The sequence below is a fragment of the Pseudomonas lijiangensis genome, from assembly GCF_018968705.1.
In the GTDB taxonomy this organism is placed as follows: domain Bacteria; phylum Pseudomonadota; class Gammaproteobacteria; order Pseudomonadales; family Pseudomonadaceae; genus Aquipseudomonas; species Aquipseudomonas lijiangensis.
In genome coordinates this window covers 4,693,257-4,708,968 of sequence record NZ_CP076668.1, presented here as the reverse complement: position 1 = coordinate 4,708,968, position 15,712 = coordinate 4,693,257, and the positions used below count along the sequence as shown (strand labels likewise).

The window sequence follows — 15,712 nt, the reverse complement described above, 5'->3', positions numbered from 1 at the left end:
TCGAGTCGGTCATGACGTTGATGTTATCTCTGACCATCATTCAGGCCAGCGATGCCCTTCTTCCTGGCCTTACCCTATCCCAGCCGCCTTCTCCATTCAGCCCTCGGGTATAGCCCTGGGTGAAAATGTGGAGAAGGGTGCGCGGGGTGTCCCGTGAAAATGCCGCATCGCTTTCTGTGCGGTGGTGGAAAGCACCGTGAGGCAGCGCATAGCTTTCTACACTCTGTGGATAGGCGGGAAGAAATTTGTTGATCATTGACGGGCCGGTCATATGCATCGTCAGTTTCAGTCGACTTATGAGCCCGGAGCCTTCTGTGCTTCTCTTCTTGCTCCAGCCTGCATTCTCGTTATCGAACATCATCGCCGGGTTTGCCGTATAGCGGTCGACCATCTCGTCCATCAGTCGTTTGACGAAGTCCGACTGGGGTGTGGCGGCAATCACCGCATTGGAAACAAAATCATCTTCGATGTATATGAGAAAACCATGTTCGGCCGTCAGTGTTCCAATAGAGCCGCCTATGGCAACGTCGACATCCATATACAAGCCTCCTTCGGTATACACAGCTGCCAGTTCAAGGATGTCGCTGCCTGCCGCCAAGTTCTTGAAGGGGCCTGTATTTTCCCGCGCAAATATTGATTCCAGCTTTTCGGCTTGCGGGTAGAACTGCGCAAGTTCTTTGAATAACTCATGCGGATCACGCAGGTTCAACGATTCTCCATGCAGGTTAGCGATTACCCGCTTGGACGGGTCGGCACTTTCTTTCAGGGCTGTCAGGGTGTTCAGTATTTGAGCAGGCCTGGACGTCCACAGGTTGATTTCATACTCGGGATTGACCTCCTGGAACATCAGAATGTTTTGCAGAGACAGCTCGGCAATATCACTGCCTTCCCAGAAGTAATGTGCTTTTGTGGGGACGGGTTTATTGCCCTGTGGATCAATGCTGTTCAGGGGGTTGTTGTGCAGTGCTTCAAAGGTATTCAACCCATCCACATCCCCCGCCGGATCCGGATTGATCCAGCGCTGCAACCACGGCGCGTAATACCTGAAACCGTAGTAATACAACCCGCTGGCATCGCGCTCCTTGCCTGAATACCTGATCGTCTTGTACTTCGCATCCACAGCACTGCGCGCCGCCCACCAGGATGTGCCGCCGAACGGGTAATAACTTTCCTGGCTGATCAGGTTTCCTTGCTGGTCCAGTTCCAGAACACTTGAGCCCAGATGATCGCTCAGGCTGTAGCGGATCTGATCGTTCTCGATGCCGCTTGGCAGGCCTGCCTGCCAGTGTAATACCCGAGCGTTCTGGGCGGTGATGACATGCAGGATTTCGCCATCGGCAGTGGTGCGGATTTCCAGCCCCGGCAGGTAGCGAACCTCGTTGTTCAGGGTGCGACTGGAGGTTTGGGCGCTGTTGATCTTGCGACAGCGCTGGCCCTGGCCGTCGTAGATGTAGCGCTCATGATCGCTGGCTTTGGTCGTTCGGGTGACAGTAGTGATTTCCTGCAATTGATTGCGCAAGTCCCAGCCCAGCGTCTGGCCACGTATCAGTTGTTGCATGTTGCCATTGGCATCGAAGGCTTCGTTGAAGTCTGCATCTACCTCACCTTCGGGCAGGCTGCGATTACTGTCCGGCGCCACACGCATGGTGCGGGTAAAAGACTGCGCGCCGACATGGCGCATCTGTAGCAGGTTGCCTGCCGGGTCGTAGTCGTAACTCTGGGTGTAATTGCTGACCTGATTCGGATCGGGCGGCAGCGGTTGTAGCCCCGGTAGAGCAGGCCCATGACTGGCCCCACTATTGACCTCGCGGCCTGTGGCTTCGATCAGTTGATAGAGCGTGTCGTAGGTGTAACGACTGACCGGCTCGATGCGCTGGTTGGCGAAGAAACGTACGGGCTGTACGGTATCTTCGATTTGCAGAATATTGCCAACCGGGTCGTATGAGTAGTGCAACGATTGCAGCGTTTCATTACCCGTACGACTTGCCGACAGACTTTGTAGCAGGCCATTGGACGCCTCATAAACAGCCAGGCTGACGACGCCATTCCCTGCTGTTTCCTGCTCGACCTGATCGAAAGCGTTGTAGCGAATGTCACCGACCAGCGTCTGCGCTTGCGTGGTTCCAGCCAGAATCAGTGCGACGCTTTTCAGTTGCCCGGCAACGGTCTGCCTGAAGCGCTGCATATTACCCATGGCATCGGTTTGCTCAATGGCTTCGCCCAGCGCATTGAAGGTGTGCCGGGTTTGCAGTGGGTCATTTTCCAGCAGCGCATCGCGATCGGTTTCAGTGAGCGGCCAGTCCGGCGTTTCCAGCGCTTTTAGAAAGTCTCGGGTTTCGGTTATTGCCGAGCCGATCACGCTGTAATCGGACCAAAGCAGGGTCCCCGCCGTATCGTCATGGCGAATCAACTGGTTGCACTGGTTATGCTCAAAACCATCTGTGCCGCCGTAGCCAAGCCGTTCGGTTACCAGCCCGTCTTCGATGATTGCCAAAGGGCGCAACACAGCATCGTATTCAACCTGGCGTCGGCTACCGCGACTGTCCCAACCTTCAACCGGCAAGCCTGCTTCGTTCAATAACCCTAGCCGCCAGCCGGCATCGACGCTTTCGGTCAGTAGCGCCTGATTGCTGAGGCTGTAGGTGGTGCGGAGGTTTTCAATAGAGAGGCGCGGATCACGCTGGCTGACCAGTCGACCTGCCGCATCACAGGTCTGAGAGTTCACACGCTCATCGACAGGCTCATCAGGCTCGCTGCGATAAAACGCAACGTTGCGTATCGCCAAACCTCGCGGGTCGATAACGATCAGCGTAGGTGTGAGGGTGTGCAGCGCCATGTTCATGCGCTCCTCTTCCGTGTTCTTGAGTTGCGTCGAACCTCAATGGCGGGTTGCGCGGGAATGACCGTAAACCTTGAGGTTTTGGCAGTCTGCTCGACGGCAGTGATAGTGAATCTGGATAGTTTCTTGACGGCGGTTTCTTCCGTTTTGATTGCCGCCAGTTCTTGAGGCTCGACATGGATGTAGATATCCCAATCGGAAGAGCCTGAAAGCCCGGTTTCAACGCGGGTTGCTACCATCTTTAACGTATTCAATATTCGCTGGGTGCTTTTTCCATTCTGGGTATCGTTCAGAAAAGCGTTCAGAAGCTCTGGGGAGCCGCTAGCATATTTGCGGGCCACTTCAATGACTCCCTGATTGATAACCAGACTGTGTTTTATCACCGAGGGCAGCGCGTTCGGGAAACCTTCGGCACTTGATACTCGCATGAATTGCTCGACAATGACTTGGTCCGCATGGACGACTGGCTCTGCTCGCACGTGTTTGAAAAGTTGTTTGAATGTCCATTTATGGGGTAGAAATTTATTTTCAAAATAGTCTTCAAATTTGTAATCTTTGTGGGAAAGTTTTGAGGATATCGTGTAGGTGTCTTCAAATTCATGGTAGTAGCTGTTCTTCAGGAAGTCGTACTGTACCTGCGATTGTTTTTGGGCGTTTTTTAGCCGGTCCTGAAGTTCTTCATCGATAAAGTATTTTTGATCATTATTGGTGAATACGGTGATGGAGCCATTGCTGTCGAACGACGCGATCGGATTGTTCCCGACAAAACAGAAAAGATTCAGGCCGTCCACATTGCCCGCCGGGTCCGGATTGATCCACCGCTGCAACCACGGCGCGTAATACCTGAAACCGTAGTAATACAGTCCGCTGGCATCGCGCTCCTTGCCTGAATACCTCACCGTTTTGTACTTCGCCTCCACGGCACTGCGCGCAGCCCACCAGGCCGTGCCGCCAAACGGATAGTAACTTTCCTGGCTGATCAGTTTGCCTTGATGGTCCAGTTCCAGAGTGTTGGAGCCCAAGTGATCACTCAGGCTGTAGCGGATTTGATCGTTGGCGATGCCGCTCGGTGGGCCTGCCTGCCAATGCAGTACCCGACTGTTTTGGGCCGTGATGACGTGCAGGATTTCACCGCCTGCCGTGGTGCGGATTTCCAGCCCCGGCAGGTAACGAACCTCGTTGTTCAGCGTGCGACTGGAGGTTTGGGTGCTGTTGATCTTGCGACAGCGTTGGCCTTGGCCGTCGTAGATATAGCGTTCGTAATCGTTGGCTTCGGTGGCGCGGGTGACGGTGGTGATTTGCTGTAACTGGTTGCGTACATCCCAAGCCAGAGTCTGGCCGCGTATCAGTTGCAGCTGGTTGCCATTGGGGTCGAAGCCGGTATCAAAGTCCGCGTCAGTTTCATCTTCGGGCAGGCTGCGATTGCTGTCCTCTGCAACGTGCATGGTGCGGGTAAAGTTTTGCGCGCCGACGTGGCGCATCTGCAACAAATTGCCAGCGCTGTCGTAATCGTAGTTTTGGGTGTAATTGCTGATCTGGTTCGGATCAGGCGGCAGCGGCTGCAAGCCGGGCAGGGCAGGACCGTGACTGGCAGCGGTATTGACCTCGCGGCCAGTGGCTTCGATCAACTGGTAAAGGGTGTCGTAGCGGTAGCGGCTGATTGGCTCGACCCGCTGGTTGGCAAAGAAACGAATCGGTTGGGCAGCATCTTCGATCTGCTGGATATTGCCGACCGGATCGTAAGCGTAGATAAGATGCTGCAACGCTGGGCTGCCCGCGCTGATTTCCATCAAACGACCATCTTGCGGATCGTAGAGCGAGCGGCGGATCACACCATTGCCTGCCGTTTCCTGCTCAACCTGATTGAAAGCGTTGTACTGGATATCGCTGACCAGCGTCTGTGTGGCGTTCGATAACTTCAGATCGACGGCTTTCAATTGCCCGGCCACGGTCTGTTTGAAGGACTGTGCATTACCCATGGCATCGGTTTGCAGAAGAGGCTCACCCAAGGCATTAAAGGCCCAATGCGTTTCCAGGCGATTGCTTTCCAGCAGGGCATCGCGCTCTACCTCGTCAAATGGCCAGTCCGATGTTACTGGATCAAGCAAAAAATGCCGGGCTTCGATCAGTGCAGCCCCGAGCACACCGTAATCCGGCAGATGGCGAGTCCCCGCCGTATCGTCATGGCGAATCAACTGGTTGCACTGGTTATGCTCAAAACCATCCGCCTCGCCATAACCAAGCCGCTCGGTTACCAGCCCGTCTTCAGTGATTGCTAAAGGGCGCAGCATCGAATCGTATTGAACCTGGCGTTGGCTACCGCGACTGTCCCAACCTTCAACCGGCAAGCCTGCTTCGTTCAATAACCCGAGCCGCCAGCCGGCGTCGACGCTTTCGGTCAGCAACGCCTGATTGCTGAGGCTGTAAGTCGTGTTGAGATTGGGAAGCGCAAGGCGTGGATCACGCTGACTGACCAGCCGTCCTGCCAGATCATAAGTCTGAGAGTTCACCCGCTCATCGGCAGATTGATCCTGCTCGCTACGGCAAAACGCAACGCTGCGCATCGCCAAACCTCGCGGATCGATAACGATCAGCGTAGGTGTGTGAGTATGCAGCGCCATATTCATCGTAATGTTCTCTGCTTGCGACCTGAGCTGAGTTCGGGGACTCAGGCAGGTTCATCTGACATCGAGTGGGACATAAAAAGTCGCCTATGGGTTTGCTTGTGCGTGCGAATGCCTCGCTTGTTGACGTTGTAAGTTTGGCAAGATATCCCTCTTGAAAAGTGTGTGCAGGTGATACGCTGCGTGGATCAACGAGTCTGCATTCTCAGCAGCAATATGAGGGCGCATGGGGGGGGAATCATTGAACGCTTTGACTGCGTCGTCCAGAGTTTTCACCATGTCTGGATAGGGATGAAGAAGCTTGATTTTTTCTATAAAGGCTATGCTGTTTTTTATATGTTCCTTAACTATGCTCCCTCCAGTAATAACTGAAGAAGTGTATTTGCGTATCAAGGGTTTGCTTAGGTCGGAGAACACGTTGTTTATATCATTAAGGTAATAGTAATCGCGTGATTTTGCTCCTTTTACAGGGCTTCCGCTGACCTCACCCACATGAGTGATTTCGTGGCCTAGAAGAGTGGCGAGTTCAGGGGTGTTAATATTATCGATATTCAACCATATTCGACCTTCAGGATCGTTGCTTCTAACAAAACCTTGCATCTTTGAGTATTGAGGCCTTTTGATGCCCACAATTTTGTCTTTTCCAAGATCGCCCCTATATAGGGCGGCTAGTAAGAAGCTCTGCTCCCAATTTTCTATGATCTGGTCTTTTGCATCGTTATAGAAAAAGCCAAAAAAATCTTTCATGATTTCATGGCTTTCTTCAGGGTGAGTTTTAATCATGTACAGTGCGTCTTGAAAAATTGCATGCGCTGTGATCAGTTCGCTTTTTAATTTTTCTCTCAGCTCAGTAGGAAACTCATCTAGCCCGCGATAATAAATGATGTGTAATTCTTCCCAAACGGCTTTTTCATGTTCATCTTGTTTACCTATATAGATTCTGCCATCCAGATCATTGGTGAGAACGGGGTTATTGCCCACGAAACAAAAAAGATTAAGTCCGTTCACATCACCTGCCGGGTCCGGATTTATCCACCGCTGCAACCACGGCGCGTAATACCTGAATCCGTAGTAATACAGCCCGCTGGCATCGCGCTCCTTGCCTGAGTAACGCACCGTCTTGTATTTGGCCTCCACGGCACTGCGTGCAGCCCACCATGAGGTGCCGCCGAACGGGTAATAACTTTCCTGGCTGATCAGTTTGCCTTCATGGTCCAGCTCCAGCGTGCTTGAGCCCAAGTGATCACTCAGGCTGTAGCGGATTTGATCGTTGGCGATGCCGCTCGGTTGGCCTGCCTGCCAGTGCAGTACCCGACTGTTTTGAGCCGTGATGACGTGCAGGATTTCACCATCTGCCGTGGTGCGGATTTCCAGCCCCGGCAGGTAACGAACCTCGTTGTTCAGGGAGCGGCTGGAGGTTTGTGTGCTGTTGATTTTGCGGCATCTTTGCCCTTGGCCGTCGTAGATATAGCGCTCGTAATCGCTGGCTTCGGTGGCGCGGCTGACTGTGGTGATTTGCTGGAGTTGGTTGCGAACGTCCCAGTCCAGTGTCTGGCCACGTATGAGTTGCAGCAGGTTGCCGTTGGCATCGAAGGCTTCGTTGAAGTCTGCATCTACCTCGCTTTCAGATAGGCTGCGATTGCTGTTCTGCGCCACACGCATGGTGCGTGTGAACGACTGAGCGCCGACATGACGCATCTGCAACAAATTGCCAGCGCTGTCGTAATCGTAGTTTTGGGTGTAATTGCTGATCTGGTTCGGATCAGGCGGCAGCGGCTGCAAGCCGGGCAGGGCAGGGCCGTGACTGGCAGCGGTATTGACCTCGCGGCCCGTGGCTTCGATCAACTGGTAAAGGGTGTCGTAGCGGTAGCGGCTGATTGGCTCGACCCGCTGGTTGGCAAAGAAACGAATCGGTTGGGCAGTGTCTTCGATCTGCAGGATATTGCCAGCCGGATCGTAAGCGTAGATAAGATGCTGCAACGCTGGGCTACCCGCCCGAATTTCCATCAAGCGACCATCTTGCGGATCGTAGAGCGAGCGTCGGATCACACCATTGCCCGCCGTTTCCTGCTCGACCTGATTGAAAGCGTTGTAATGGGTATCGCTGACCAGCGTCTGTGTGGCGTTCGATAACTTCAGATCGACGGCTTTCAATTGCCCGGCCACGGTCTGTTTGAAGGACTGCGTATTACCCATGACATCGGTCTGCCGAATCTGTTCGCCCAGAGCATTGAACGCCCACTGTGTTTCCAGGCTGTCGCTTTCCAGCAGGGCATCGCGTTCGGCTTCGGCCAGCGGCCAGTCCGATGTTTCCAAGGAGTGCAGAAAATGCCGGACTTCGATCAGTGCAGCCCCGAGCAAACCGTAATCCGGCAGATGACGAGTCCCCGCCGTATCGTCATGACGAATGAGCTGATTGCACTGATTGTGCTCGAAACCATCCGGCCCGCCGTAACCAAGCCGCTCGCTTACCAGTCCGTCTTCGATGATTGCCAAAGGGCGCAGCACAGCATCGTATTCAACCTGGCGTCGGCTACCGCGACTGTCCCAACCTTCAACCGGCAAGCCTGCTTCGTTCAATAACCCGAGCCGCCAGCCGGCGTCGACGCTTTCGGTCAGCAGCGCCTGATTGCTGAGGCTGTAAGTCGTGTTGAGATTGGGAAGTGCAAGGCGTGGATCACGTTGACTGACCAGACGTCCTGCCAGATCAAAAGTCTGAGAGTTCACCCGCTCATCGGCAGGTTGATCCTGCTCGCTACGGCAAAACGCAACGCTGCGCATCGCCAAACCTCGCGGGTCAATAGCGATCAGCGTAGGTGTATGAGTATGCAGCGCCATGTTCATTCGCAAGCGTCCCTGTCTGCGGTCTGAGATGAGTTTAGTTCAGTGACATGGGCCGACTTGGCCGTATGTCATATCACACCTGACATCGAACCCTGTCGCGGCCAAGGCTCCTCCCACGAGGCAATATGGAAGGGGCCTTGGCCGCGAGCAGTATTTACAGCATCAGCAGGTATTCGCGAATTCACGTCACCTATCGTTTTTACAATCTAGTCATCTTGAACTGTGAGTTTTGTCGACCCGGTTTCCTGGCTTCAATGGATAAATCTCGGGTTTCTTTAATAATACCGATTACCTTTGTCGTCATTTTGTTCAAGGATTCAAACGATGCTCTCGATTTCAACGGTATTACACTGACCTTTACCGATTCTATGCCGGTTCTTTCAAATTCCTCTTTGAGAGCGTTCATCCTTTCTAGCAAAGCCGTTTCCAGTGCATCCAGATGGGTGTCCAGATACTCCCATTTCTCAGGTTCTATCTGGTTTTCGCTGTGCTGTATTTCGTAGGTCAGCTCCACGAATTCCGGAGCGTGTTTTATGGCAGTGCCGACAACCGGAGTTTGCTCCAATACTGTTCCAGCCGCTAACTTCAACACGTTCTGACGTGCTTTTTTATCCCTTATATCGGTATATCCACGTACTATATGCATCACCGTCCCAAGCAGTGAATGGGCTGTTTTTTCAGCTTCCTCAAATAGCTTCTCAGAGTCCAGAACGCTGATTTTCAAATTGATGGCAGTGTTCAAATCCAGCATGTCGGTGGCTTTTTCCGCTATGAACCCTGATAGCTTCCCGGCTGCGAACCCGCCGACAAGTGCAGCTCCGCCCGCCACCCATCCGACGGGGCCGCATGCTGCGCATGCGATTGCCCCAACCAAGACTCCCGCTGCAGTGCCACCGCCTGTAGAGCCGGCCACTTTTGCGGTGGTCTGGCCCATCAGGGATGCGCTGCGTCTGACAGCCGAGATACCACGCTCTTCATGGTCCAGATAGTTTTCTATCTGCTGCCTGACTGCCCGGACTCGTTCTTTAACAAGTTTCAGCGCTGAGAGATGAACAACCGTATTGTGGATAAGTTTTCTTTTGGCTTCTGTTCGATCCGGTGCCCCGGATGAGTCCATTCTTCCATCCAGGTCGAATCGGCTGACGGGGTTGTTACCCAGCATTTGATATAGATTCAAACCGTCGATATCACCTGCCGGGTCCGGATTGATCCAGCGCTGCAACCACGGCGCGTAATAGCGAAAACCGTAGTAATACAGCCCGCTGGCATCGAGCTCCTTGCCCGAGTAACGCACCGTCTTGTACTTCGCTTCCACAGCACTGCGCGCCGCCCACCAGGCCGTGCCGCCAAACGGGTAGTAACCTTCCTGGCTGATCAGGCCGCCTTGCTGGTCCAGTTCCAGCGTGCTCGACCCCAGATGATCGTCCAGGCTGTAACGCACTTGATCGTTGGCAATGCCGCTCGGCTGGCCTGCCTGCCAGTGCAAAACCCGCACGTTACTGCGACCTGCCTGGAGAGTGATGACATGCAGGATTTCACCATCGGCCGTGGTGCGGATTTCCAGTCCTGGCAGGTAGCGCACTTCACTGTTCAACGTGCGGCTGGAGGTTTGAGTGCTGTTGATCTTGCGACAGCGCTGACCCTGACCTTCGTAGACGTACTGCTCGTTATCGTTTGCAGCGGTGGCGCGGGTAACTGTGGTGATTTGTTGGAGTTGATTGCGTAAGTCCCACTCCAGCGTCTGGCCGCGTACCAGTTGCAGTAAGTTGCCATTGGCATCGAAGCCGTTGGCCAAATCCACCTCGACTTCACCTTCCGGCAAACTGCGGTTGCTGTCCGGTGCCACGCGCATGGTGCGGGTAAAAGTTTGTGCGCCGACATGGCGCATCTGCAACAGATTACCGGCGCTGTCGTAGTCGTAACTCTGGGTGTAGTTGCTGACCTGATTCGGATCGGGCGGCAGGTTTTGCAGGACGGGCAAGGCGGGGCCATGGCTGGCACCGGTCTTGACTTCACGACCTGTGGCTTCGATCAAGTGATAGAGCGTGTCGTAACGGTAGCGGCTGATCGGCTCGATACGCTGGTTGGCGAAAAAGCGGATCGGTTGGGCATTGTCTTCGATCTGCAGGATGTTGCCGACCGGGTCGTAATCGTAATGCAGCGATTGCAGGGCTTCATTGCCGGCGCGGCCTGCGCTCAGGCTTTGCAGCAGGCCGGTGGATGCTTCATAAACGGCCTGGCTGACCACGCCGTTTCCCGCGGTCTGTTCTTCTACCTGGCCGAAGGCGTTGTAAATCATGCCATCCACAAGCGTGGTTTCGTCCTGTGAATTCAGTTGTAGATAAACGCCGCTCAGGTTGCCTGCAACCGAGTAGGTCGTACGCTGGGCATTGCCTCTGGCGTCGGTTTGCAGTGTCTGCTCTGCGACAGCGTTGTACTGCCAGTGCGTGGTAAAGGCTTCGGCTTCCACCAGGTCGAGATAGTCCGTTGCGTCTGTCCAGTCAGGCAGTTCCGGGGCTTTCAGGAATTGCCTGGGCTGGCTGAGAAGCTGGCCCAGAACCCCATAATCCGGAAAGTGCAGCGAGCCTGCGGTGTCATCCAGACGAGCCAGTTGACCGCACCGATTGTGTTCGGCCGACTCTTCGCTGCTGTCGGCATAGACCGAGCGGATGATCGTGCGGGCATTTTGTTGTGCGTCGATCTCCACGGTCGCCACGGGTCTGAGGTAGGGGTCGTATTTGATCTGTTGTGTGCTGCCTCGTGTATCCCAGCTTTCAACGATATTGCTGGCCTCTGCCGACAAGATCAGCTCCCAACCGGCGTCTACGCTCTCGCTCTGTAGCGGAACGCCAGCAAGGTTGTAACGGTAAGTTCGATTGGCGGGTGATGCCGCATCCTTCTGCGCGAGTGCCCAAAGACGCGGGTCCCAGAGTGCAGTGAGACGACCGGCAACGTCATAGGCCATGCGCGATGTCAGGGCGAGCGGTTCGTCCTGATCCTGAAGCTTGCGATACTCGGTGGCGCGTACCGTCAGGCCTCGCCCGTCAATAGCAGTCACAATCGGAGTGCGGGCGTGTAGTGCATTGCTCATCACTGCTCTCCTGACACCTTCAATGCCAGCATTTCTTCAGCCGTATCGTTCTCGTCCTCGCTGATGCTGTACCAGGTCCGGTATGTCTGACGTCGCATCCAGCCCTTGGCGGTGAGGGTGATGGTCGGGCGCCCCAGCGGGTCGTAGAACTGGCGGTCGAAATGACCGTGCTCACGCAACGATTCGTCTTTCACATACAAGTGACTGTTGGCGAAGTAAGGGCGATAGACCCGCACTGCCAACCCTTTGTTGTTGTATTCCACCCGCTCGCTGACCCTCCAGCGCGGGGAGGCGTGGACGATTTTCGGTTTGCCGCCTTCCAGAATCAGCTTGCCGTATTCATCGACCGCATAGGCATCGCCGTCCTCGACCAGTTGGCGGGTCTGCAAGGTACGTCCGAAGCCGTCCACCGACACCAGGCTGATGCGGATCTGTTTGTCTGGATCGCCCGGATAGCGGTCTGCCTGAAGGGCGGCGCTGGTAAAGGGGACAGTGCCCGTATCAAATGCGACATTGCCGTCGTAGTAATAAACGTTGGCCGAGTTCTTTAGCGCGGTTGCAGGCTTAAGGATTGCCTGATTGCTACCACCCCATATGCGTACAGTGGGGTCAAGCGGATCAAAGCCGACCTCCTGACCCAGTTCTGTGCCATAGAAGCTGCTCGACCATAACCGGCCGAATGCATCGTAGTCCGCCTCCTGAGTGTTGTGGTTGGGGTCGACAATCCGGAACACTTGCAGCACGCGATAGTTGTACGTCGCTGTGGTGACGCAGCCCACCGGGTCAGTGACTTTGGTCACGAACAAACCGTAGGGGTCGTATTCGACGCTGGTCCAGCCATGGCTGCGTGTCGGCCTGAAAGTGGTGATGCGATAGAAGTCTTCAGGCCCTGCGTAGGTGAAGAACCCCTGCTTGACCGACCAGAGATTCAAACCGTCATCCGGCAGGAAAGAGGGCATCTGTTGATAGCCCACCTCTGCCAGCCGGATCGCCAGTTGATCGGCATCCATGACCCGCTCGTAGGCGCTGAGTGCGTGATCGTCCAGCTCTGCGTTTTCGACAGCGTCGGCCAGCGCCTCGAAAGTCGCTTCTCCATCGCCGCACCCGATGTAACGTTGCACCGAAAGGCCGATGAGTGTGCGAGGCAGGGTGGCGAATGCGCCTTGTGGGTCGATGAAGTGCTCGTAACTGATCTGTGAGGGGGCCAGTGCATTTGCCGGAACGACCATGGCGTTGCCCCGGGTTCTGTAGGGCAAGCCCAAACGCCAGCTTTGCGGACTGTCCAGGTGAATGCTTTCGCTGCGTACTTCGTTCAGGTAGAAACTCTGCTGCGCTTCGTCATGGGATGCCTGCCACCATTGTTGCTGCCAGGGATCCTCGAACGGTGGAGTATCCTGCGGTTTCTTGCGCCGCGCATAACTCACCGTTACGGCGTGGGTCTGGGCACCGTAATGGTCCCAGGCCAGGTTCAACTGGTGCTGGCACATCGGGTCATCATGCTGCTCGGCCTCGTATTGATACGTGATGGACTCCAGCGTCAGCGGCATCATCAAGGCGTAAGGCTGATGTGGGGAGAGTGGCTGAAGCTGGCGCACCAGATAGCGTTGCGCTTGGACGGAATACAGCACTCCGTCCGTGCTTGAGACTTCCGTGCGCAATGGCGAACCGCTGAGTGCGCGGGCCATTTCCCGCCGAGTAGCCTCGTCAGGCTCACTGATCAGTTGCTCTGTCTGGGTGGCAGGGTCGTAGCTGGACAACAGATGCTCACCCAGCGGCACAGCTTGAGGGTCGCTGGCGTCGTAGTCGTCGTGAAGCTGCTGCGGGGCGCGCCCGGTATGAAACCAGGTTTTGCTCAGCACCGGCGCGGTAAAGCCCTCTTGCTGCTGAGGTGGTGTTTCGGTGTCGGTTTGCATGACCAGCCCGAAGCCGCGGAACTCCCGCTCGCGTGGGTCGTAAAAGCCTTGTCGATACCGGAAGAGCTGGCTCAGGGTGTTACCGGTCACGGTGTCTTTCTGGGTTTGCTTGACCACCACATGAACCGGAAATGGCAGATGTGATACCGCGCTCTTGCCTGATGCAAGCAAGTCCTTTTTCTCATCCAGCCATTCCTGGGCCGAGCTGCGATAAGTCACTTCGCCTGTCATACCCATATGATTGTCCGTGGTCTTGAGCAGATAGGGCTTATGCAACAGGCCGAGGGCGTTGGCGGCATAGTGCAACGTCCAGTGGCGGGGCTGCATATGCGGTGCTGTGATGATCAGGCTCGAAAAACCCAGCCCTTGCAGGTCGGCACTACTGACCTGGCAGAAACGGTCATAGCGCATTCCGTCGGGCCAGACTTGTTCGAACGGCGCGGCGAACGCATTGCCGCCTTCGTTCATGAACACCTGAATGTTGTCCGACCCAAGGTACAGCAGGTCGGTGGCTCCAGAGCCATCCATGTCGGCCAGTAGAATCCGGCTCGAATCGAACTCTTCATAGCTGAACGGCAAGCTGGCGAACAACTGGCCTTTACCAAAACGCCCACGTCCCAGGTTTGGCCAGAAGCGGACTTCATTGTGGCGAATGCGGATCAGATGTTGCTGCCCGGTGCCCAGCAGGTCGGCAAATGCCACCAGTTCGTTCGGACTGTCGCTGAGCAGTGGCAAACGGTCATCGTCGTGGACTATCTCCGTCGGTGCCTCGAAACCCGCAGCCCGGCGATTGGCATAAAGACGAACGCTGCGCGGTCCGATCAAGGCGAGGTCCGAAAGCCCGTTGCCAATCAGATCGGCCATCTGCCCTTGAGGATGAAAGAACTCGGGCGGGAAGGCTGCAAAGGTGGCAAAGCTTGACCAGCTACGATCCGGGTTGAGGGTGAAAAAACCTGACATGCCTGGCTGGGCCACGATCCAGTCCAGACGCCCGTCGCCGGTCATGTCGGTGAGTGCCTGACGCACTGCTGCGCTTGAGTCGGCAGTCGGAATGGCAGGCAGTTCCTGCCACGGACCGTACGCTACCGCATCAGCACCGCCTGAGTCGGCGCGTACCGGTTCCCTGTAGCGCCAGCTCTTGTCCTCTGTATAAAGCACGCCGGGCAAGCCATCGCCGTACAAGTCGACCATCTGGTAGCGCTGACCGTCATTGAGCCCCGGCATGGATTCCATTGGTTTGTAAATGTCGTTTTTGCTATCGAACTCGCTGTAGGTAAATTGCAGGGCAGGCTGCTGCTGGAGCTGCTGCGCGGTTGTCCCGTCCCAGGCTTGTGAATGCGTAGCGGCGAGCATGTTGTATTTGAGTCCCGTCTGCTTGTACTCCAGCAGCAAGCGCTGGGCCAGCAACGGCGACTCTGTGAGTTCGTCCGGGAAGTGATGAAACATCAGAACTTGCTGGCACAACCGCAGATTGCCCAGTTCGAAACCATAGGCAAAGCTGGAATGCGGGTCGCTACGCACAGGCCATTCAGTCTGCTCTGCATAAGTCGGTTTTGCCTTCGGGTCGGTGCTGCGTTCGCCATAGTCGAACAACAGGTCGAAGTGCCATTCCAGGTTTTCCAGCGAGTCTTCGTCCCACAGGTACAACACCGGATGCGCCTGGGCGTTGCCATAACGCACTCGCCACAGATAACACTGGGCGATGAAGTCACGAGGATAATCATCAGGCAGGCCGACTTCGTCCTCGGCCTTGTACTCGTAGAGGATATGTTCGCCAGTGGCGTTCATGCTTTCTTCCAGCAGCCACTCTGCGACCCGGTTCGAGTCGGCCGGGTCGGTACTGCGTGAGCCAGCCTTCTTGCCGTAGAAGTGCAAGCTGCCGTCCGCGCCGTGAATCAGCCAGAAACCCGGATCGACCGGGTCGATACGCCAGTGTTCGATTCGTTCGAACGCGCCTTCGATCCTGGCGAAATAGCGAACCACCTGATAAGTCGCGCCCAGATCATGGCCGTTGTAGCTGCTGGCGCTGGTGAACTGGATGGCCCCATTGGCGTCGCGCTCCGGCAGCCAGGCCTCGCCATTGGGGCCGAGGATCAGATCATCGTCGTTGTAGAAGGGCACGCCTTTGCTGGCACGCCGGGCCACGCAACCGATGTTCAGGTTCCAGCCAATACCGAACAGGCCATTGCCGATGGTGCTCTGGTAATTGAGCGACAGCGCAGGGTCATAACCCCGACCGGGGCTGACGGGCAGGGGGATTACCAGTGACGCCGCACCCGTGCTGCCAACGGCACCCCAGCCCTTGCCGATACTTTGAATGGCCCCGCCGCCCTTGGGCAGTGAAGGCGTCGCGACGGCTGGCTGCGATGCTTGTTGCGATTGTGCTTGAGCGTCCATGGTT

The 15,712-nt window shown here is 55.7% G+C and carries 5 protein-coding genes; all 5 read right to left on the bottom strand.

All coding sequences use genetic code 11. The features are described from left to right. Positions 1 to 40 precede the first annotated feature (40 nt). The 5 genes from KQP88_RS19625 to KQP88_RS19605 all read right to left on the bottom strand — a co-directional run bounded on the left by KQP88_RS19625 (position 41) and on the right by KQP88_RS19605 (position 15,708). A complete protein-coding gene (locus KQP88_RS19625; protein ID WP_216703961.1) occupies positions 41 to 2,842 on the bottom strand; it encodes an RHS repeat-associated core domain-containing protein in 2,802 nt (933 codons plus the stop codon). Next, positions 2,839 to 5,466, bottom strand: coding sequence for an RHS repeat-associated core domain-containing protein (locus KQP88_RS19620; protein ID WP_216703960.1), 2,628 nt, complete (start codon positions 5,464 to 5,466; stop codon positions 2,839 to 2,841). Before KQP88_RS19620 ends, KQP88_RS19625 begins: the two co-directional genes overlap by 4 nt. An 84-nt stretch (positions 5,467 to 5,550) precedes the next feature. Continuing rightward, on the bottom strand, positions 5,551 to 8,307 hold the full coding sequence (locus KQP88_RS19615; protein WP_216703959.1) for an RHS repeat domain-containing protein: 2,757 nt from the start codon (positions 8,305 to 8,307) through the stop codon (positions 5,551 to 5,553). A gap of 199 nt (positions 8,308 to 8,506) precedes the next feature. Beyond that, a complete protein-coding gene (locus KQP88_RS19610; protein WP_216703958.1) occupies positions 8,507 to 11,398 on the bottom strand; it encodes an RHS repeat domain-containing protein in 2,892 nt (963 codons plus the stop codon). Next, the gene (locus KQP88_RS19605; protein WP_216703957.1) at positions 11,398 to 15,708 is read right to left on the bottom strand and encodes a SpvB/TcaC N-terminal domain-containing protein; all 4,311 of its coding nucleotides are present in this window, start codon (positions 15,706 to 15,708) and stop codon (positions 11,398 to 11,400) included. The genes KQP88_RS19610 and KQP88_RS19605 overlap by 1 nt, the downstream gene beginning before the upstream one ends. Positions 15,709 to 15,712: the final 4 nt, after the last annotated feature.

What these genes read in the sequence shown, in the direction of transcription:
- KQP88_RS19625 (WP_216703961.1), bottom strand. Translation starts at nt 2,842, where the DNA reads ATGAACATGGCGCTGCACACCCTCACACCTACGCTGATCGTTATCGAC.
- KQP88_RS19620 (WP_216703960.1), bottom strand. Translation starts at nt 5,466, where the DNA reads ATGAATATGGCGCTGCATACTCACACACCTACGCTGATCGTTATCGAT.
- KQP88_RS19615 (WP_216703959.1), bottom strand. Translation starts at nt 8,307, where the DNA reads ATGAACATGGCGCTGCATACTCATACACCTACGCTGATCGCTATTGAC.
- KQP88_RS19610 (WP_216703958.1), bottom strand. Translation starts at nt 11,398, where the DNA reads ATGAGCAATGCACTACACGCCCGCACTCCGATTGTGACTGCTATTGAC.
- KQP88_RS19605 (WP_216703957.1), bottom strand. Translation starts at nt 15,708, where the DNA reads ATGGACGCTCAAGCACAATCGCAACAAGCATCGCAGCCAGCCGTCGCG.